General features: G+C 42.4%; 19 protein-coding genes. 6 read left to right on the top strand and 13 right to left on the bottom strand.

Annotation, left to right across the window (positions count from 1 at the left end; all coding sequences use genetic code 11):
• Positions 1–20 precede the first annotated feature (20 nt).
• On the bottom strand, positions 21–1,283 hold the full coding sequence (locus LCL89_RS06420) for a molybdopterin molybdotransferase MoeA (protein ID WP_224808844.1): 1,263 nt from the start codon (positions 1,281–1,283) through the stop codon (positions 21–23).
• A gap of 456 nt (positions 1,284–1,739) precedes the next feature.
• A complete protein-coding gene (locus LCL89_RS06425; protein WP_224808846.1) occupies positions 1,740–1,877 on the bottom strand; it encodes a hypothetical protein in 138 nt (45 codons plus the stop codon).
• 727 nt (positions 1,878–2,604) lie between these two features.
• Between LCL89_RS06425 and LCL89_RS06430 the strand changes: the two genes are divergently transcribed.
• The gene (locus LCL89_RS06430; RefSeq protein ID WP_224808848.1) at positions 2,605–2,949 is read left to right on the top strand and encodes a hypothetical protein; all 345 of its coding nucleotides are present in this window, start codon (positions 2,605–2,607) and stop codon (positions 2,947–2,949) included.
• A gap of 354 nt (positions 2,950–3,303) precedes the next feature.
• Here the strand turns inward: LCL89_RS06430 and LCL89_RS06435 are convergent, their stop codons facing one another.
• Entirely contained in the window at positions 3,304–3,828 is a 525-nt protein-coding gene (locus LCL89_RS06435; RefSeq protein ID WP_224808850.1) for an HD domain-containing protein, read from the bottom strand.
• Between the two features lie 132 nt (positions 3,829–3,960).
• Between LCL89_RS06435 and LCL89_RS06440 the strand changes: the two genes are divergently transcribed.
• From LCL89_RS06440 to LCL89_RS06450, 3 genes are all read left to right on the top strand, one after another.
• Entirely contained in the window at positions 3,961–4,710 is a 750-nt protein-coding gene (locus tag LCL89_RS06440; protein WP_224808852.1) for an SDR family NAD(P)-dependent oxidoreductase, read from the top strand.
• 77 nt (positions 4,711–4,787) lie between these two features.
• The gene (locus LCL89_RS06445) at positions 4,788–5,123 is read left to right on the top strand and encodes a hypothetical protein (protein WP_404813402.1); all 336 of its coding nucleotides are present in this window, start codon (positions 4,788–4,790) and stop codon (positions 5,121–5,123) included.
• A gap of 133 nt (positions 5,124–5,256) precedes the next feature.
• Positions 5,257–5,817, top strand: a complete 561-nt coding sequence (locus LCL89_RS06450) for an NAD(P)/FAD-dependent oxidoreductase (protein ID WP_224808857.1) — start codon at positions 5,257–5,259, stop codon at positions 5,815–5,817.
• A gap of 260 nt (positions 5,818–6,077) precedes the next feature.
• On the opposite strand, the gene corA is transcribed toward LCL89_RS06450, so the two are convergent.
• A complete protein-coding gene (corA, locus tag LCL89_RS06455) occupies positions 6,078–7,028 on the bottom strand; it encodes a magnesium/cobalt transporter CorA (protein ID WP_224809604.1) in 951 nt (316 codons plus the stop codon).
• Positions 7,029–7,152: 124 nt separating this feature from the next.
• Between corA and LCL89_RS06460 the strand changes: the two genes are divergently transcribed.
• Positions 7,153–7,758 carry a GNAT family N-acetyltransferase gene (locus tag LCL89_RS06460; RefSeq protein WP_224808859.1) on the top strand — a complete coding sequence of 202 codons (606 nt, stop codon included), beginning with the start codon at positions 7,153–7,155 and terminating at the stop codon, positions 7,756–7,758.
• Positions 7,759–7,780: 22 nt separating this feature from the next.
• Here LCL89_RS06460 and LCL89_RS06465 read toward each other — a convergent pair whose 3' ends face one another.
• Complete coding sequence (locus LCL89_RS06465; protein WP_224808861.1) at positions 7,781–8,707, bottom strand: manganese-dependent inorganic pyrophosphatase; 927 nt, start codon at positions 8,705–8,707, stop codon at positions 7,781–7,783.
• Between the two features lie 89 nt (positions 8,708–8,796).
• Positions 8,797–9,210, bottom strand: a complete 414-nt coding sequence (locus LCL89_RS06470) for a hypothetical protein (protein WP_224808863.1) — start codon at positions 9,208–9,210, stop codon at positions 8,797–8,799.
• A 212-nt stretch (positions 9,211–9,422) separates the two neighbouring features.
• Here LCL89_RS06470 and glnA point away from each other — a divergent pair, with 212 nt between their 5' ends.
• A complete protein-coding gene (gene glnA / locus LCL89_RS06475; RefSeq protein ID WP_197315560.1) occupies positions 9,423–10,733 on the top strand; it encodes a type I glutamate--ammonia ligase in 1,311 nt (436 codons plus the stop codon).
• Positions 10,734–10,797: 64 nt separating this feature from the next.
• On the opposite strand, the gene rsgA is transcribed toward glnA, so the two are convergent.
• The 7 genes from rsgA to LCL89_RS06510 all read right to left on the bottom strand — a co-directional run bounded on the left by rsgA (position 10,798) and on the right by LCL89_RS06510 (position 19,808).
• The gene (gene rsgA, locus LCL89_RS06480; protein ID WP_224808872.1) at positions 10,798–11,847 is read right to left on the bottom strand and encodes a ribosome small subunit-dependent GTPase A; all 1,050 of its coding nucleotides are present in this window, start codon (positions 11,845–11,847) and stop codon (positions 10,798–10,800) included.
• Positions 11,848–12,030: 183 nt separating this feature from the next.
• Entirely contained in the window at positions 12,031–12,690 is a 660-nt protein-coding gene (locus LCL89_RS06485; RefSeq protein ID WP_197315558.1) for a reverse transcriptase-like protein, read from the bottom strand.
• Between the two features lie 431 nt (positions 12,691–13,121).
• Positions 13,122–14,072, bottom strand: coding sequence for a hypothetical protein (locus LCL89_RS06490; protein WP_224808874.1), 951 nt, complete (start codon positions 14,070–14,072; stop codon positions 13,122–13,124).
• A gap of 184 nt (positions 14,073–14,256) precedes the next feature.
• A complete protein-coding gene (locus LCL89_RS06495; RefSeq protein ID WP_224808886.1) occupies positions 14,257–15,411 on the bottom strand; it encodes a saccharopine dehydrogenase family protein in 1,155 nt (384 codons plus the stop codon).
• Between the two features lie 39 nt (positions 15,412–15,450).
• On the bottom strand, positions 15,451–16,953 hold the full coding sequence (locus LCL89_RS06500; RefSeq protein WP_224808888.1) for an aldehyde dehydrogenase family protein: 1,503 nt from the start codon (positions 16,951–16,953) through the stop codon (positions 15,451–15,453).
• A 21-nt stretch (positions 16,954–16,974) separates the two neighbouring features.
• A complete protein-coding gene (locus tag LCL89_RS06505; RefSeq protein ID WP_404813415.1) occupies positions 16,975–18,630 on the bottom strand; it encodes a thiamine pyrophosphate-dependent enzyme in 1,656 nt (551 codons plus the stop codon).
• Positions 18,630–19,808 (bottom strand): LL-diaminopimelate aminotransferase, encoded by a 1,179-nt coding sequence (locus LCL89_RS06510; RefSeq protein WP_224808892.1) that lies wholly within the window; start codon positions 19,806–19,808, stop codon positions 18,630–18,632. Before LCL89_RS06510 ends, LCL89_RS06505 begins: the two co-directional genes overlap by 1 nt.
• Positions 19,809–20,003 lie beyond the last annotated feature (195 nt).

The following is a 20,003-nucleotide window of genomic DNA, read 5'->3' on the forward strand; positions in this document are numbered from 1 at the left end:
CTCTGCTCCTTCCAGATCGTTTAAAGTTTTTGTCTGCCTTTGAGATCTTCAAGTAAAACAGCCTCAACCCTGTCCCCCTGTTTGAATCCTCTTGTACCGCCCGGGAGCATGATCAGAGCATCTGTATAAGCCAGGGAACTGACGACAGCCGATTTATCCAACCCAGCGGGATATACCACTACTTTCCCTTCTTCATACTCGATGAACCCTCTTACAAAGCGAGTGAATGGGTTCGCCTTCTTAAAATCCCTACCAAGCGTCGCTTGTACGGTCCGATGGTACGGGTGAGTTCTTCCCAAATAACGCTGAAGAATGGGAAATGTGAAAAGTTCAAACCCTACGTAGCAGGCAGAAGGATTTCCGGATAAACCGAACAACAATTTCCCCTGAACAGAAGCTGCTGTCGTCACACTTCCGGGCCGCATAGCAACCTTATTGAATAAGACCTCCGCCCCTAACTTCTCATAAATTTCCGGCATCAGGTCGAAATCACCTACCGAAACCCCGCCAGTCGTAATCAAGAAGTCTACGTCTTGAATCGCGGCAGCGACCGCTTGAAAACATGTAGGTAAATCATCCACCAACTTACCTAAGTACCGCGCCTCCGCTCCAGCTCGCTCAATTTGCGAAACGATCATATACGCATTTGAGTTACGTATCTTTCCTGGAATCAACTCATCTTCCACTTCAAGCAGTTCAGTCCCTGTAGCAAAAACACCGACAACCGGTTTCTTATATACTTTGACTTTTGCATAACCAAAGGTTGCAAGCAGTGCTTTCACGCCTGGATTTACCCTTGAACCCTTTGAAACTAATTTTTCATTAATGGTTGTTTCTGATCCTTGTAAAATTATATTTTGATTTGGATCCATTGGACGTTTCAATGTCATCCAGGATTGATCCCCTTTTTCTTCTGTTTGACAAATCTCAAACATAGCCACGCAATCTGCACCAGGTGGAATTTCAGCTCCCGTCATGATCCGGACCGTTTCTCCTTCTTTCATAAACCGACTTGCTCTTGAACCAGCTCCAACTGTCTCCGTAACCACAAACCGGCCGGGATTGTCTTTTGATAAATGGGTAGTATCTTTCGATCGTAAAGCAAATCCGTCGTAAGGGGATTTATGAAAAGGGGGTATTGGATGGGTAGCCACTAAATCTTCAGCAATCACCCTTCCATCAGCTTCATTTATACCGATGTTTTCTGTTTCTCCAGTACGCGAATGTTCCATGATTTTTTCTACAGCTTCATTTACCGGGATAGGTGTTCGATGTAAGTTCATATACTTCAAAGCCTTTCTGAATTTTTTGACCTTTTCTTGACATTACCGAATTCAACAGGATATTTCAAAGGTTTTCACAAAATACTTCCCACGACCTTTAAATGACAGGAAGCTTTTAGTATGTGCCTCCCTTAATTCAAAGGCTCTGTTAACAACAATAGGCCTTGACAAAGCCATTAAAAAAACAAAACCCCCGCCAAAAGGCGGGGATTTATTTTAGCAATCTATAAATTTTGATTTATTATGATTGATTTTTTCACGGATGATACGTGAACGATTCACTGAATCATCATGCTCGTGACTATTTCTTACTCGTATGGAAACGACAAAAATTAAAAAATTAATCGTCATAAGATTTACCTCCGTTCGTTCATTCGCTAATCGGTATCCTTCTCGACATTCAACCAATCCATAAATACTACTCTTCTTTTTCCAGTCATTGCTGCCACTCCTTTCTTACATGAAATGAATAGATTTCGTCTTGCGGTCCAGGTGCTTCTCTTTTACGGAAGGATGATAACCGATTTCTGTCGCGTGTTTTGGACGTCTGTGTTTCTTCACTCGTACTGTGAAAATCAAAAAGTTCAGGGTCATTTCCTCACCACCTTTAAAGTGTTTTTTTATATTAAAAGAGTAAAAATACCCTTCAATATCATAATAAAAAGCCACAGGGGCCTCCTGTGGCTTCGCTGAACCATAAAAAAAGCCACAGGAATACATTATGCACCACCTGCAGCTTATATGCTCATGATTGTAAAATTAAATGTCATCGCTTCAGCGCAGGCCGATTCTTGTCATTTGATTGTTGGATCCAATATGTTTTGTTCATCATTTTCATCGACCTCGCTTTCTTCAAAATTTTTCTTATAGTGGAAATTATATAGAAGCATATATGTAAAGTAAAGGTGTTTTTTGAAAAAAGGTAATATTCTTAATTAACTCATATGTAACTTTCCCCTTCCCCTATGCCGTCTTTTGAAATTTTAATCAGATCCTTTGCCGCAATCCTCGCACTGAATCACGACATTTAAACCTTAAAATTCCTCCCAATAGAAATGCTTGGATTAAGTACATATACCAATTTGGTAAACAAAAATCTACATTAAGTAGATTATTTGTTGAGCCCTGAATTTTGAGGTGTTTGCAGGTACTGAAGGCTGAAAGAAGGGGGACTGTTTAAAACTCTTATACCAGGTTTCATTTAGAGTCTAGTAATTGAGAGGTTGTTTAGGAATTCTATTTGTTCCTAGCTTACTAATCAATTTCCGGCGAGGAAGGTTCATCCATTAAAGTACTTCGTCTGCCTTACTCTACTACCCAGATGCCAATCATGTGCGAAGGTTTGAGAAAATTCGGGACTGATGCAACTTCCTGCAGTCTTCTTTCCTATAAATTCGGATTTAGAGCAGATATCAATATGCACTGGGATGATCTGACAAAAGAAGAATCATCAAAGAAAAGAGATGATTCTTACAATCATTTTATTCAACCTTATGACATTTTTCATTTTCATTTTTCAAGGATTGATATCATGCCTTCAAAAGCAGTTAGAGTGATGAAAAAGAAAGGAAAAAAGATCGTTATTCAACATCGACGCTCAGAAGTTCGCAAACTGTCTGTTGCAAGGAAAATGAACAACCCATACGTTCAAGTAAAAAAATATTAGAGAAATGAAATCGACTATAAACGCGATTTTAAATAGATTTTCCAGTGTGATGGATTATGCCATCGCAGCTGACCGTGAACTCTACCGTTATGTTTACGATCATTACAAGGTCGTGCACATCGTGCCTCATTTTATAAACGTAGAGAATTACGATCCTTCTTATCCAAAGAAAGTTAATAAAGTTTCTCTAATTGTACATCCACCGTCTAATCGAAATATTAAAGGTACTCATTATTTACTAGAAGCTGTACAAAAGCTCAATTGGTGAAAGTATACAAAAAGTTGTGAAGATAAATACATTGATCTTTGTCACCGTTCTCTCTGATTTTAATAAGGCAGCCGAATACCGGTCTATCAAACCTGATCATCCAGAATCACTTCCACTTTCTGATCCAACTCATTCAATAATTGAATCGCAACGCTTTTATCCATTTTTTTATAATGGTGCATCCCTAAAGGCTGTTCATCAATTTCATCCGCCTTCCTGACCACCTCTTGCAGCTTTGTTCTCTTCCCTTCTAACTCAAAAGGAAGATAACTATCTGTATGGAGTAGAACAGCCAGGGAAACCTCTTTCGCAACCAAGCGATCCTCGCCAAGCCGGATCAGCAGCTTATGTGCTCTTTCCGCTCCTTTAATCGCATGAATATCATGTTTACGGTATTCTTCATAATCCCACTTTCCATCCCGGTACCACTCGTAATGACCCATATCATGCAATAGTGCAGCTTTTGTGGCCAGGTCAGGGTCCACTTCTGCTTTTAGAGCCAAATCAAAAGCATGCCCTGCTACGGTGACCGCGTGATGAATACCCGAGCGTTGCAAGTATTTTTGTGTAATCCGATGCTTGAATACGTCTACTAGTGTGACTCTCTGCATACGATCACCTCCGAATTAGTTTAGAAGATAGTATCATGTTCTGTAAGGCTTCACAAGGCTCTTCAAACAAATAGTGCCGTGTAGGTTTACCCTGTTAAACTATAAGGTAACAATAGTTTAGGAGGGACTGCAATGAATACAAATGAAGATATCGTATTAATTACTGGAGCAAGTCACGGAATCGGGCGTGGACTGGCGATGGCTTACGCTAAACAAGGTGCGAAAGTCGTCACTTGTGACAAAGATGAGGAATACGGTCGGCAGTTGATTGGCCAGATTAGAGAAAGTGGAGGCAGGGGCTACTTCTTCTCATGCGACGTAAGTCGTCCTGAAGAAGTGGAAAACTTATTCATTCAAATCCAGGACAAAGTGGGAGATATTACTGTTTTAATTAATAACGCAGGAATCAGTGAGTTCAAATCGATGTTTGAAATGGAAATTGAAGACTGGGATGAAATCATCAATACCAATTTAAGGTCGGTATTCCTTTTCTCTAAACATGCTGCAGCCCGGTGGAAAGAAGCTGGAATCGCAGGAAGGATCGTTAATATTGCTTCAACCAGAGCATTTATGTCAGAACAAGACTCCGAGGGGTATGCAGCAAGTAAAGGGGGCATCATTTCATTGACCCACGCTATGGCTTCCTCCCTTTCAGACTATAAGATCAAAGTCAACTCGATAAGTCCGGGATGGATTCAAACCAAGAATTACGAGAGTCTCAGAGACATCGATCACAACCAGCACTTCTCTAACAGAGTGGGAAAAGTCGAGGACGTTGTAAAGGCTTGTTTTTATTTAACTGACAAAGAAAACGACTTCGTAAACGGTGAAAATATCACGGTGGACGGCGGGATGACGAGAAAGATGATTTACGAACATTGAATCCGTAATTTGCCAATTGGTTTAGTCACCTCACCACCCGGGTAATGTTATTCTAAGAAAACACATCGGAGGTGATGATGGTGACAGAGTTGAATTCATATGAAATCCATTTGCATCAGCCTTTAAAGACTAACCAAATCATGAAAATGTACAAAATGATGGCTCAAAACAATTGTGATGTTTACCTCTATCAGAACTCCTTGATCGCTGACGGAGGACATCTCACAAAGCTCTTATCTTTCTTTCTTTTTGTTGATTTAGATGAGCCCATTTTAATGATTATTGATGGTGAGAATGTAGATTGTACTTATAATGATGTCCAAAAATTATGTAAAGATAATATTCATACCATTACATGCAGGAGAAAATATGACGAATCCATGATTCAAGAAAGCTCCTCGATCATCGTTTGACCTGCTGAACTTTTAATGAATACAAAAGCCTCCCGTTCTCACTAAAGAATGGGAGCTTTTTGTTTCTTCCCTGAATTTAAAAATTCCGATATAATAATTGTTAGAATATTCAATTAAAAGGAGTGGGTATGAAATGTATGAAGTAGCCATCATAGGATCCGGGCCGGCAGGTGCCAGTGCAGCTTTATTCACCGCCAAAGCTGGAAAGAAGACACTTATGTTCGATAGTGGAAAAAGCATTACCGCAAAAGCCTGGGTAGAAAACCATTATGGCGTAGACGCCATTGAAGGACCCGAACTCTTAAGAAAAGGCCAGGAGCAAGCGAAAAAGTTCGGTACTGACCTTGTCCAGGATGAAGTCATTGAAATTGAAGAAAACGGCGCAATGTATAGAATAAAAACAAATACTGACAGCTATGAGGCTGAGCACATCATCTTTGCCACAGGGATGTCAGTGAAACTTGCTGAAAACTTCGGACTGGAAGTCACAGAAGGAATCGAGCCTCGAGTCGCAAAAATCATTAAAGTCAATGAGCACGGACATACAAAGCTTCCGAAAGTGTGGGCTGCAGGAACTGCTGCTGGTGTCAGTGTCCATACCATCATAACCGCCGGAGATGGTGCAAAAGTCGCCGTGAATGTCGTCAGTGAGCTTAACGGTTCAAGATACGTAGACCATGATATTATGAAATAACAAAGAAGTGACCCTGTGTTGTGCAGGGTCACTTCTTTGTTATTTCGGCCGCCTTATTTCCACCTCTATAGAGACCTCAAACTCGTTCCACATGTGCCGATGCCTCTCTTTCGAAGTTGATACTCTATCCTATACAATCACGGCTGTTATCATTCTCAGATTGCAAATAGTCTGCCCAAAAGAATAAGAAAGAGGATAAAACCATAAAGGCTTTATCCCCCAGTGGAAACAAAAAGACGAACCAAAAAATTCCCCTTTCATCATTCGAACCATCCTTTATTTTTGAACCATCTGTACATGGCATAAGCAATGGCGATCATCACAATCCAAACCACAAAGTAGCCGTACCTGTATTGTAGTTCAGGAATGTATTGGAAATTCATCCCATAAATTCCTACAATGAAAGTCAAAGGCATGAAAATAACGGATATGACAGTCAAAATCTGCATCGTACGGTTCGTTTGATGGGAGTTCAAGGATAAGTAACTATCCCGGATATCCTGTGTCATCTCGCGGTTTGATGCAATCATATCTGCCACTTTGATCAAGTGATCGTGGATATCAGCAAAATACTCTTTACGTTCTCTTACCCCGTCCAGATGATGCGTGTTCATCACCCGATATAGAAGATCCCTCATCGGATGAACGGTTTGGCGCAGAGTAAGCAGTTCACCTCTCCGATCAAACAATTCTTCCAATAACTTTTCCATAGACAGATCCTTCGTGTTGTCTTCGATTTCATTGATATGGTCTTCTATTCTATATACAATCGGGAAATAGTTGTCGACGATATTGTCCAACACCTGATAAAAAATGAAGAACTCATCGACTGCGCTCATGTCTTTCGTTTTTTTCAATGTACTTTTCGCCGCCTCCAACGCAGGAGCCGGTTTTTTATGAAAGGTCACAATCGCACATTCACTAACGAAAAGGTCGATTTCTTCCCTTTTCAAGGTTTTCGGGTTGATTGCATGTGTTACAAAAAATGTATGATCATCATAATAGTCGACTTTCGGTCTCTGTAACTCATGCAGACAATCCTCTACAGCCAGAGGGTGAAAATGAAAATGTGTTTCCAGCAGCTTCACTTCTTCTTCCGTTGGAGATTCAAAATCCACCCAATACCAGTCGTAACTTCCTTTTGACAATTGCTCTAAATCAAGCTTTTCTTCTAAGCCTTGATCTTCAGAGTACGCTGTCACATGCAGCATGAAACCACCCTTCATCTTCCAGACATCTTTTATCGTTATACCCAATAACACTCAGAAAGAAACTCTCAATCTGACACCTCGGTATGATAACATAAAACCAACAGCGTGATGAAGGAGAATAATCATGGCGAGAACAGAAAACTCCACCCTTATAAAAGGAGAAAACCTGACGCTTCGTTCTATTGAAGAGAAAGATATCAAGCCTTTATGGAGGTTGATCTATGGAGAGAAAGAAGGACCACCGGAGTGGAAAAAATGGGATGCTCCTTACTACCCTTTGGAGCCGCATACCGTTGAAAGTTACCGCAGTCACGAAAATGCCAGGAAAGAACGATTAAAGGAAGGTGAACCAGATTCACGGCTGCTCCTTGAAGTAGAAGGTGAAATCATCGGAACGATCACATACTACTGGGAGCATAAACCTTCGTTATGGCTTGAAGTCGGTATTGGTATATATAATCCAGCTTATTGGAATGGCGGGTATGGAACGGAGGCATTGACTTTATGGATTGACCATCTTTTCAACTCCCTCCCTATTGCACGAGTCGGACTGACGACCTGGTCAAAGAATGAACGTATGATGAAAGTCGGAGAAAAGCTTGGAATGAAATTAGAGGGCCGGATGAGAAAGTGCCGGATTTATGAAGGTGAGTATTATGATTCCATCCGCCTCGGCATCTTGAGAGAAGAGTGGAATCAGCGCAAACAAAAAGCGATCTCCTCAAAATAGGAGATCGCTTTTATTTTTATATTTAAGCAAAATGTTGATTCAACGGAGGGACAATTTGTTTCTTACGTGAAACTACGCCCTCAAGAACAGCTTGGTTACCATCCATATCTACGTCAAAAGCGTGAGAAACTGCTTCTGCCTGCTCCCCTACTGCTACAACCGTTGAGTTGTTCGTCAGGATGTCTGTGACTACAAGCAGGAATAGATCCAGGCCTTTTTCAGACACGGTGTGATCCATCGCTTTCTCCAACTCTGATTTACGTGATAGGACATCGTCCGTATCCACCGTATTGACTTGAGCGATTTCCACTTTACGGCTTCCCATGTCAAATTCCTTCGCATCTAGAGAAATCAACTGCTCTGCTGATTTATCGCTGATGTCCGCTCCTGCTTTCAACATTTCAAGGCCATATTCTTCAGCATCTACACCAGCAATTTCAGCCAGCTCCTCAGCTGCTTTGCGATCTTCATCCGTGCAAGTAGGAGACTTGAACAATAAGGAATCGGAAATGATAGCAGAAAGCATCAAACCAGCCATCGGTTTAGAAACTTCTTTTCCATTTTCTTTATACATCTTATTCAAAATCGTAGCTGTACATCCAACAGGCTCAGCACGGTAGTATAAAGGACCTTTTGTTTCGAAATTAGCGATACGGTGGTGATCGATCACCTCGATCACCTGCACATCTTCAATATCCTCTACACTTTGCTGGCGTTCGTTGTGATCCACTAAAATCACTTGTTCCACTTCATCTGATACACGCTCGACCTGACGAGGAGCCTCAACGTTGAAGTGATCCAATGCAAATTGCGTTTCAGCATTCACTTCTCCCAAACGGACAGGCTCTGTATCCTTACCTAGTGAATTTTTCAAGTCAGAATAAACGAGAGCTGAACAAATTGTATCGGTATCTGGATTCTTATGACCGAAAATGAGAACTTTACTCATCTCACTACCCCTTCCTATGTACGTATTCTAATAAAATCTTCACAGACCCGATTATAATGCATAATCAAAGACGAGTCCATCTCCCCCTATTATGATTTTCTTCCTTCACTCTCCTTATATACACTTGTGATCATCGTATAACCGAAAATGATTTGTGCAGCCACTCCGATAGAAGGACTTGTGAGAATTCCAAAGGGCAGCAAAAGGGGAAGTGATAGTACATAAGGGACTAATAATAAATAGAGAGAAGGTAAAGCTATAAAAACAATTGATGGTCCATTAACTTTCCACTTTCCAGAACCATTCCAAGCTTCATAGAATCGATTAAAGCCAAGGATCAAACCCACGGGTATGAAGGCCAGATGATTAAAAATGAGATAAGGGTATATTTGAAAATAATGTTCGGCAAATGTCTTCAGTTTTTCGTCTACTATGAAATACCCAAACAAATAAACGAAGATAAACGAACTTTTTACGATATGGAACTTCATGGATGATTTCATCTCATCCCTCCCTTATTCATATATGCGAGCTGCGCCATTTTAATTATTTTTATATTTCGTATTACAACTACGTTTAGCACATCAGTAAAAGGGAATATAAAAAAAGGATTTGAGATTAAGCTACATGTTATGTTAGAATTCCTTACATAGCAAACAACTTACATATCCACATCATTGGATAACACAAAATTCAAAAAAAGAGAGGGTACAAAATGACTTACACAAAAGAATCGATCAAGCAAAAAGTAGAGGATCACAAGGTAGAATTCATCATTCTTGAATTTACAGACATGAATGGGGAAACGAAAAATGTAGAGCTTCCTGTAGAAGAATTGGATATGGTCTTGAATAATGAAGCCATGTTCGATAGTTCTTCCATCTCAGGATTCTCTGAAATTCAAGAAAGTGACATGTATCTTGTTCCAGACTTGGACACGTTTTTAGTGCTTCCATCTCTGGTGGACGAAGACCAGAGTGTTCGATTCATCTGTGATATTTATAAACCGGACGGTACACCGTTTGAAGGGGATCCCCGCTACATCCTTAAGCGTGCAATGAAAAAAGCAGAAGATATGGGCTATACTGTCAATGTTGGACCAGAACCGGAATTCTTCTTATTCAAATTGAATGAAGAAGGGTACCCGATCCGTAAGATGAATGACCGTGGAGGATATTTCGATGCTTCTCCTAAAGATAAAGGAGATAAAGTCCGCCGCGACATCGTACGTACCCTGAAAAAATACGGATTCGAGATGGAAGCTTCCCACCACGAAGTGGCGATGGGACAGCACGAAATCAATTTCCGTTTTGACAACATGCTGAAAACTGCGGACAACATCCAAACATTCAAAAACGTGGTCAAAGATATCGCTACAAATCACGACTATCATGCGACATTCATGCCAAAACCATTCTCCGGCGAAAACGGCTCCGGCATGCACTGCCACCTTTCTTTATTCCAGGATGGATCAAGTGCATTCTACGACGAAGATGCTGATGATGGCGTTTCCAAGACAATGAAGCAATTCATCGCAGGTATTTTGAAGCACGCGAATGGTATTGCAGCGATTACAAACCCTAACGTAAACTCTTATAAACGTTTGGTGCCTGGATACGAAGCTCCTGTAAGTGTAGCTTGGTCCCACTCCAACCGTAGCTGCATGGTCCGTGTACCGACGACACGCGGAAATGGTACACGCTTTGAAGTTCGTAACCCGGACCCGACAGCCAACCCTTACTTGACGCTTGCTGTTCTTATTCAAGCTGGTCTTGAAGGAATTGAAAAAGAAATGGATGCAGGTAAAGCGGAAAGCCGTAACCTTTACGAAGTGAAGGACGACAGCGTGCCGACCCTTCCTACAAACCTCAAAGAAGCTGTAGAAGCACTGAAGAAAGACGAGCTTTTATTAGAAGCTCTTGGCGATCACACTTCTAATGCTTATATCGAGGATAAAGAAGCAGAATGGACAGAGTATTCCCTACGCGTAAGCACATGGGAAGTTGACAAGTATATGAATAAATAAAAACCTCAAAAAGACCAGGATCCTTTACGGAATCCTGGTCTTTTTGAGGTTGCTACAATTCCACTTAGTCGAGTTTGTGCAGAAACTCATTTTTGTTGGAACCATGAAGCATTCGGTTGGTTTTATGTGTTCCATAACGATCTTTCAGATCCAGTCGGAAGAGTTCCCGTTTGAGTTTGTTGTAACTTTTCAAGCGTCCCTCTTCTAACTCACCGCTTTCAATCGCTTTACGGACAGCACATCCGGGTTCTTTTTCGTGCTTACAATTTCTGAATTTACAATTCGTCGCCAGTTCATCGATGTCAGAAAAAGTCGTGTCGACCATCATCTCATCTCCCCAAAGCTGCAATTCCCTCATCCCCGGCGTGTCTATGATATACGTACCGTTAGGAAGTTGGAAAAGCTCACGATGGGTGGTCGTATGTCTTCCTCGATCATCACTTGAACGCACCTCTTGGGTAGACTGTACGGACTTGTTCATCAATCGATTAATTAAGGTGGATTTGCCTACCCCGGAAGAACCGATCAATGAAATCGTTTCTCCGCTGATCAGCTCTTTTGACAGCTCTTCCACTCCTCCACCAGACATGTTGTCTATCGCATGGAACGGGACTCCGGGTGCTGCACGCTGGACGGAGGCAAGTTTATCCTCTACATTTTCACATAAGTCACGCTTGGTACACACAATTACCGGCATGGCGCCACTTTCATAGACTTGCTGTACATAGCGCTCAAGTCTTCGTTCGTTGAATTCCTTCGTCAATGCAGTTACAATGAATACCTTGTCGATGTTAGCAGCAATCACTTGTTCGTCGTTGCTGGTTCCAGCTTTTTTTCTGGACAAAAGCGTCTGTCGATTTAAAACACGATGAATCAACGCTTTTGTATCATTCTCATAAGGTTGAAAGACGACCCAGTCCCCCACCGCTGGATAATCGCTGACTTGGTGGCAGTGATAATGGAATTTTCCAGATAATTCTCCGGTCAAAGTGTTGCTTTCTGTGGAAATCGTGTAGATTCCATGAGTGAAGGTCGTCACTCTACCTACCGATTCATCTTTTTCTACTTGTGCTTGGAAATACGTGTGAAAATCTAATCTACCGTTCTTGTTCAATCAAATTCCTCCTGAATTGTGGAGGACACTAAGAAGTGATGGGCCCCCCATTTTGTAGTTTCTTCTGTTTTTGCATATTTTTAAACTTTACGTTGACGTTTGCCATAAAACATCACTCCTATCCCGTTGATTGTATATTCAGTATAGCAATAAATTCCTGCGAATGGGGCTTTTTTGTAAATATTATGCATTCAATTCAATGGTGCTCGTAATATCGACACCATTCAAAGCCTGAGTCGCCAGCCTGTCCGTCTCCTGGTTATGTTTTCTTGAAACCAATACAAATTCAGGTTCTAATCCCAGTTCTTGCAGCTTTGCTTCTATCCGGTCCGCCCAGTCAGATAACTCCTCTTTCATAACCGGCCACTCATCTTTCAGTTGGTTGATGACTACGTTAGAGTCCCCGATGATTTTTACCGGTAAATGGTGGACTCCTAACAAATCCAATTCCTGAACAGCTAAATGGAGAGCTGCATATTCCGCCTCATTATTACTTTTCAACTCATCGACTGCCGTATTTCTCCGCAGTCTGTAAGATTTTCCGTTTTGGTCGTAATAAATGGCACAGCCTAAACCTGCCTTCTGGGTTGCTTTATCATAACCCCCGTCAAAATAAAGGGTCACATTATGAGGCTCAGTTTCAATGCCTTTCAAATATTTTTTTAAATCCTTCAACCTAAAGCTCTGCTCATGACGATCATAAAATATGATTTCCTTCCCTCTTCCGGAAGCTTCCAGATCTTCGGCAATCATGATGGCTTGTGCAGCAGGCATTTCATCTGACTTGAACAAAGCTTTCGGTCCTTTAGGCGCTTTATATGTAAACTCAATACTCACTTTCACCTGAATCCCTCCTTTTAATTCTATCGCTTACATCCATTGTACCCTTTCAGAAAAGAATTATTGATAAGAAGACCGGGGATTTAAATAAAAGGCTCTGTTAAAGTCTGTTGTTGATATTTTTAATGATTACTAAATAGTCCCCGTCTAGGATTAGAAGTCCGGTCCATTATTTAGTCAGAGCATGGGATGGCAGGGAAAACAGGTAGACTCCTACGGGAAAAAGGAACAAGGTGAGACCCCGGATAACGAAGTTCGAGGAGGCTAAAGCGTCCCTGCGGAAAGAGAGTCATTCCCAAGTCCGCCTCATACAAAACCCAGGATGGAAAGAGCTGATATGAGCTCATATGTGAAATAACAACACCAAGTAATAACAGAGCCAAATAAAAAAAAGCAGCCATATCCGGAACGGATACGACTGCTTCACTTACAATTTACTGCATATTTTCAGGAGGAGCCATCATGGAATCCATCATCATCTGATTGAACTTCTCCTCCAACTGCTTTTGAGTCATGGTATTTTCTTCTGTAGGGTTCATTTGGAAAGATACATCTTCTCCGATATTCTCGTACTCATTTTTCACATCAAGTTGGAATGCACCTTCTTGACCTGATTCTTTCACAGAGAAACCTACAGAAACTTCTTCTTTCTTAAGTTGACTGCCATCGAGTTCTGATTTTACAGAAAGCTCTTTGAATTGGATCGCTTTCAACCCTTCTTCAATATCTCCTTCTGTCATCCCTTTCGGCAATTGACCATTTTCACTAAGTGCTGAACTTAGGAAAGTGCGGACGAAATCCTTCACCTGCCCGCCTTCCATCTTCATGGTGATTTGTCCATCTTCTTCGTTAAAGTTTTCTTCAGAAATGGATTTCATCATTTCTTCAATTTGCTTTTGCTGTTGAGTTTCTTCTTCCATATTAAATTCTTCTGAATCAAGGATGACGTACTCTCTCTCAAACTCCATCTCCTGACTCATCGGTACGATTGGGAACATGGTCATCGCCTGTTTTATGGTTTCTGTTTTAATATACATGTTTTGATTTTCCATGTTCATATGAACGGGGATATCAAGTTCGAAGGACATCGGCCCCTGCATCGTTTTAAGATGAATGACAGTTTCTGTGATTTGCTTTTTTTCATCTACTGTAGTCTCAGCTGTAATCTCAGCGTTATTCAGCAATCCCACGACCATCTGTGCTTCCGGCATGCCTTCTATTTCAGCTGTTTCCACGTTCAGGTTGATCGTGGATGTCGTTTGATAAGAATCAGCTTCCATTAAATTTGAATGGGCTTCTAAATACGTTTCTTTTGCTGTTTTCCCACAAGCGGAAAGAGCAAAAAGAATGGCTGTCAAAGTAAAAATAGTAATAACTTTCTTCAAAAAACTTCCTCCTAAACTTTTGGTCAAACTTTGACTACTGTAACATATTTGTAATGTGATTGACATAACCAAATATACCCATGCGTTTATGCACATTGTTTAAGGATTAGAAAACTACATTCGCCCCGAATGATGCCCACATTAAAAAAAGGCCCGCAAAGGAGGGGCCTTTTCAGCACATTATTTATTCAAGAGTCAGTCTTTCAGAAATGTTTACATTTCTTTTGGCCATTTCTTTCATATATAAAGCACCCGGTACGATCTGTTCAGGTGGATAAACACCCTTTTTAATAATGTCTTTTCTACCGATCATTTGTGCAACTACGGAAATCGTGTTCGCTGTCGCCCTTGCCATGGCAGTCACCTGATTTTCCCGATCTTTATAGGTGACCATTTCATATTGATAGGTGGCTTTATCGTTGTTTTTCCTTCCTCCTACTTGAACACGAAGAAGGACGACGTCATCTTTGTCTTTCAAGTCCAGAATCGGATCTATCGTTTTTAACAACACGTCTCTCGGTTTCACAGCCACCCCGTTGACTTCCACAACATGCTCGTTGCCTGTCAGCTTCAAGTCGACGAGCAGTTTCATTTTGGCTGCGTGTCCTGGATAACGGATGGTTTTGTATTCGAGCGTTTCAATAGACGGGTACGATTTTATTAACGTCGATGTACCGCCTGATGTATGGAAAGCTTCCAATGGACCGAAACGATCGAAGTGAAGCTCTTCAAGTTCTGTCAAAGAATCAACGATTTGTTTCTTACCATTTCGAATGATTGTAGAAGCATCGGTGTAATGATCCAGCAATCCTTCCATTGAAAAAACATGATTATATTCTATCGGAGGATCTGGATGGACAGGTATCCCTCCTACATACAAGCGAATGGACTCCAACTCATCCAATTGACCGACTCCATGGCCGGAAAGAATATTGATCATCCCCGGTGCGACACCTAAATCCGGAATGATGGTTACACCGGCAGCTTTCGCATCTTCATGAAGCTCAAGCACATGGTCAGTCACCTCCCCGATGTGTCCACCCAGGTCCACTGAACTGACTCCTACCTCTACAGCTGTACGCGCAACGATTTCATTGAATGAATAAAACAAAGCATTGATCACGACATCATAATTTTTGATGAAGGCTGCGAGTTCTTCGACATTCCCGGCATCTACTTTATAGGGGTGGATTTTTTCCGAATCGATCTTCTCACATACGAATTTTGCTCGATTGAAATCGATATCCGCCAAACCCACTTTTTCAACACCAGCGCTTTGGACCAAGTCCCGTGCTGCTTCTTTCCCCATCAATCCCGATCCTAATACAGCTACTTTCATCGTCCGCACCCCTTTTTAATTCGTTGTATCCAATACCCTTTATTCCACGTCAATTTGTGCACGTTGAAGTTTTCCACTGAAATCTACATAGACAGCCTTCCATTCTGTGAATACATCCAGCGCTGCAACACCTGAATCACGGTGACCGTTCCCCGTCCCCTTCGTTCCACCGAAAGGCAGATGAATTTCAGCACCTGTCGTACCTGCGTTCACATAAACGATGCCTGTATCTAAATCTCGTTGAGCCTGGAAAACATGATTTACATTTTGAGTGAAAATTGAACTGGACAGTCCATACTCGACACTATTGTTGATTTCAATCGCTTCCTCTAAGCTGTTGATAGGAATCAATGAGACGACCGGTCCGAAAATTTCCTCCTGCGCAATGCGCATGCCCGGGTCTACATCCGTAAATAAAGTAGGAGCGAAATAGTTGCCACGCCCGTGTGCTCCACTTTCCATGATATAGCCTCCGGTCAGCAGTTTCGCCCCTTCTTCTTTTCCGACTTTAATGTAGTTTTTAATTTTCTCAAGACCCGCTTGATTGATGATCGGACCGACTTTGATCGATTCATCCAACCCGTTTCCGATGGTGAGTTTGGAAATCTCAATCATCAACCGTTCTTCGAGTTTTTCTTTCAGGCTCTCATGGACCATGACACGGCTGCAGGCGGTACAACGTTGACCGCTTGTTCCAAACGCACTCCATAAAATACCTTCTACAGCTAAAGAAAGGTCGGCATCATCCATGACGATGACCGCATTTTTCCCACCCATCTCAAGAGACACCTTCTTCAACCGACTCCCACATTCAGCAGCAATTTTACGGCCGACTTCATTGGAACCCGTAAACGAGATGACCCGGATCGCTTCTTGTTCTACCATCGCTTGTCCGACCTTTGATCCAGAACCGAAAACGACATTGAGAACGCCTTTCGGTAAACCTGATTCTTCAAAAATCCTGGCTAATTCATAGGCCATGATCGGTGTTTCGGTAGCAGGCTTCCAAATGACGGCATTTCCAGCAACAATCGCAGGAAACGACTTCCACGTCGCGATGGCAATCGGAAAATTCCATGGGGTGATGATTCCTACAACGCCGACCGGAGCTCGGACACTCATAGCGAATTTGTCTTTTAATTCAGATGGGGTGGTCTGGCCGAATAACCTCCGCCCTTCGCCCGCCATATAAAACGCCATATCAATTCCTTCCTGCACTTCCCCACGCGCCTCTTCAATGACTTTTCCATTTTCCATGGTCAATAATTGAGCCAGTTTCTCTTTTCGTTCTTTCATCATCAGCCCAACTCTATAAAGGACTTCAGCTCGCTGCGGCGCAGGAACGAGAGCCCATTCTCGCTGGGCTTTTTTCGCAGCTTCTACGGCCCCCTCCACATCCTGCTCAGCTGATAACGGGACTTGAACCAGTTTTTCAGACGTCGCCGGGTTGGTTACCGCCGTGTATTTCCCTGAAGATGGAGCTTGCCAAAGTCCGCCGATATAATTAAGTAACTTTTCTTCCTTCATCCATTTTTTAGCCATTTATAAAATCCCCCTCAAAAGTTACTGCTTATGCCGTTTTCTCAACTGTTGAATCGTAGACGATACAGATATTTGTTCAGGATCCGTTTCCACTTCGATTACCACCGGCTTATCATAATTCAACGCTTCCAACAGAGCGCGTTCGAACTCTTCGAATCCACGCACATAAAAACCCGCAGCACCTAGATCTTCAGCAAATGTCGAAAAAGGAACATCACCAAGGTCGGTTCCGATTGTCTTATATGGATAATGGATTTCCTGGTGCATCCGTATCGTGCCGTACATTCGATTATTGAATATAATGCTGATGACGGGAATGTGGTAACGTACGGCGGTTTCCATCTCCTGCATCGTCATCATGAAGCCGCCATCTCCCGATAGTGAAACGACGGTTTTATCAGGATGGGCGAGTTTCGCTCCCAGTGCTGCCGGCATCCCATACCCCATCGCTCCAGAGGTAGGACCGATATAGGTGTTTTTTTCTTTGAACCGATAAAACTTATGAAGCCATCCTGCAAAGTTCCCGGCATCATTGGTAAGGATAGTGCCCGTTGGAAGCCTTTGCTCCAGAATGGAAATGATGCGGTAAAGATCACTCGACTTATTTTCATCATCGTGAAGCGTCATTTCATACTTGCGCCTCCGGCCTTCAGCCCATGCACTCCACACAGGCGTCACGCCTAGATGCATAAATGATTCGAGCGCCTGCTCTGCATCTGCCACAATACCTAAATCAGGCGAATATACTTTTCCGATTGTGTCAAAGTCGATATCTATGTGAACGAGCGTCTGCTCTTTGGAAAGAAGCGAATAATCCTGGGTCGTCACTTCCGATAATCGTGTTCCTACGGCTAATATCACATCAGATTCTTTTACACTTTCAATGATATTTTTATGTGCCCCAAGCCCAAGATGTCCGATATAAAGGTGGTGATGATTAGGAAATACATCATGCCTTCTAAATGCAGCCATGACAGGGAGATCATACTTTTCAGCGAACCCTACCAGCGCATCTTCTGCACCAGCAAGTTTCACACCACCACCTGCCAGTATCAAAGGTCTTTCAGCCTTGAGTAAAATTTGTTCTAAAAGATCGACTTCTTTTGATGAAGGACGTGGTGATGGACGAATGACTGGTTCACCGAATTCCATCTGCGCTTTTTTTACAAGCACGTCTTCAGGGAGGGAAACTACCACCGGACCGGGTCTTCCGGTACGCGCCACCCGGAATGCCCGTTGAACAAGCTCTGGAATCCTTGCCGGTTCTAGAATCTCAACTGTCCATTTTGCGATCGGTTTAAAATATTGATCGAGATCGACTTCTTGAAACCCTTCTCTCCCTCTGAACTGACTATGGACTTGTCCTAGAAAAACCACCATAGGGGTTGAATCCTGGGCAGCCGTATGGACGCCGATCGACAAATTTGAAGCCCCGACACCGCGGGTGGCCATCACGACCCCTGGATTCCCGCTTGCTTTGGCAAAACCCTCAGCCATGAATGAAGCTCCACCCTCATGCCTCGCTGAAACCAAATCCATAGAGGGCTCATCAAGAATCGCGTCCATCACAGGAAGGTAACTCTCTCCCGGCACGCAAAATACTTTTGTGACCGACTCCCTCTTCAAGCATTCAACAATCGCTTGAGCTCCGGATAAAATGTGAGCTTTTCTATCCATCATCCCCGGTCTCCCCCCGTCTGGATTCGTTTCATTCGTTCGACCGCTTCCACTAATCGTTCAATTGGTACTGAAAGAGAAATCCTTACAAAACCTTCCCCGTTCGGACCGAATGCCGTACCCGGGGTAAGGATGACGCCTGCTTCATCAAGCATTTTTTCTGCAAATGTCTGCGATGAAAACCCTTCTGGCACTTTAGCCCAAATAAAAAAAGTTCCTCTCGGCTTTTCTGCAGCCATTCCGATTTCCTTTAAAGCCGTGTGCATCCATTCCATCCGCTCTTTGTAAATTTGATTATTTTCATGAACGGAACGAAAATCACTCATCAGCGCTTCCGCTGCAGCTTTTTGTACAGCTAAAAATTGGCTCGTATCCGTGTTGCTCTTCACAACAGCCAAAGCACGGATCAATGCTTCATTTCCTACTACATATCCGATTCTCCATCCGGTCATGTTAAAGCTTTTCGAAAGAGATCCGAACTCAACCGACCGTTGTTTCGCACCAGGAACCTGCAACAGGCTTGGAGCCTTATAGTCTTCAAAAGTGACCAGATCATAGGCGGAATCCTGCATGATGCACAACTGGTGTTGTGCAGCAAAATCAACAACTTCTTTGAAAGTTTCAAAAGAGACCGTCGCTCCGGTCGGATTACTGGGGTAATTGACCAATAATACCTTGGCACACTGTAAATCCTCTTCATTTATAGAATCAAAATCAGGTTGGAACGCCCTTTCTTCATTCAATGGGAGAGAGATCACTTTTCCTTTCGCTAAATGTACGGCAGACCGATAGACCGGATACCCGGGGTCCGGGATGAGAACTCCATCATCAGGGTCGATCACCGCATGAATCATATGCGCAATGCCTTCCTTTGACCCCACTAAAGCCATGACTTCCGTATCTGGGTCCAGCGAGACACCATAATGTTTTTGATAAAAAGAAGCCACAGCTTCTTTGAATTCACGACATCCTCCATAAGGAGAATAGCGATGATTCTGAGGTTTCTGCACTTCTCTGATTAAACGGTCGATAATGAATGCTGGTGTCGGCAGATCGGGGGCGCCTATCCCAAGATCTATGACATCCACCCCTTTTTCTTGCAGCTTTCTCTTTTTTTGTTGAAAGATTGAGAACAGATAAGGAGGCAAGCTATTCACTTGTGAAGATCCAAATTCCATACTCATGACCTCCAAACGAAATTGACATTAAAATAATTGAAACCCACCACCTTGGTTTGTCCCATTGCTCTATCCTATTAAATGCATCTACATTTCATGTTAGGAGATTTTTCTTTTCTATTTTTTAGAAAGACTCTTTTAAAGTCTTTTTTGATATTTTCAACGATTACTTATCCTTCCTTTAATCAGACTATG

The sequence above is a fragment of the Halobacillus yeomjeoni genome, from assembly GCF_020171525.1.
Classification (GTDB): Bacteria; Bacillota; Bacilli; order Bacillales; family Halobacillaceae; genus Halobacillus; species Halobacillus yeomjeoni.

Bases quoted from the DNA above. Each gene is read 5' to 3' on its own strand.
- LCL89_RS06420 (WP_224808844.1), bottom strand. From the start codon at position 1,283: ATGAACTTACATCGAACACCTATCCCGGTAAATGAAGCTGTAGAAAAA.
- LCL89_RS06425 (WP_224808846.1), bottom strand. From the start codon at position 1,877: ATGACCCTGAACTTTTTGATTTTCACAGTACGAGTGAAGAAACACAGA.
- LCL89_RS06430 (WP_224808848.1), top strand. From the start codon at position 2,605: ATGCCAATCATGTGCGAAGGTTTGAGAAAATTCGGGACTGATGCAACT.
- LCL89_RS06435 (WP_224808850.1), bottom strand. From the start codon at position 3,828: ATGCAGAGAGTCACACTAGTAGACGTATTCAAGCATCGGATTACACAA.
- LCL89_RS06440 (WP_224808852.1), top strand. From the start codon at position 3,961: ATGAATACAAATGAAGATATCGTATTAATTACTGGAGCAAGTCACGGA.
- LCL89_RS06445 (WP_404813402.1), top strand. From the start codon at position 4,788: ATGGTGACAGAGTTGAATTCATATGAAATCCATTTGCATCAGCCTTTA.
- LCL89_RS06450 (WP_224808857.1), top strand. From the start codon at position 5,257: ATGTATGAAGTAGCCATCATAGGATCCGGGCCGGCAGGTGCCAGTGCA.
- corA (WP_224809604.1), bottom strand. From the start codon at position 7,028: ATGCTGCATGTGACAGCGTACTCTGAAGATCAAGGCTTAGAAGAAAAG.
- LCL89_RS06460 (WP_224808859.1), top strand. From the start codon at position 7,153: ATGGCGAGAACAGAAAACTCCACCCTTATAAAAGGAGAAAACCTGACG.
- LCL89_RS06465 (WP_224808861.1), bottom strand. From the start codon at position 8,707: ATGAGTAAAGTTCTCATTTTCGGTCATAAGAATCCAGATACCGATACA.
- LCL89_RS06470 (WP_224808863.1), bottom strand. From the start codon at position 9,210: ATGAAATCATCCATGAAGTTCCATATCGTAAAAAGTTCGTTTATCTTC.
- glnA (WP_197315560.1), top strand. From the start codon at position 9,423: ATGACTTACACAAAAGAATCGATCAAGCAAAAAGTAGAGGATCACAAG.
- LCL89_RS06495 (WP_224808886.1), bottom strand. From the start codon at position 15,411: ATGAAAGTAGCTGTATTAGGATCGGGATTGATGGGGAAAGAAGCAGCA.
- LCL89_RS06500 (WP_224808888.1), bottom strand. From the start codon at position 16,953: ATGGCTAAAAAATGGATGAAGGAAGAAAAGTTACTTAATTATATCGGC.
- LCL89_RS06505 (WP_404813415.1), bottom strand. From the start codon at position 18,630: ATGGATAGAAAAGCTCACATTTTATCCGGAGCTCAAGCGATTGTTGAA.
- LCL89_RS06510 (WP_224808892.1), bottom strand. From the start codon at position 19,808: ATGGAATTTGGATCTTCACAAGTGAATAGCTTGCCTCCTTATCTGTTC.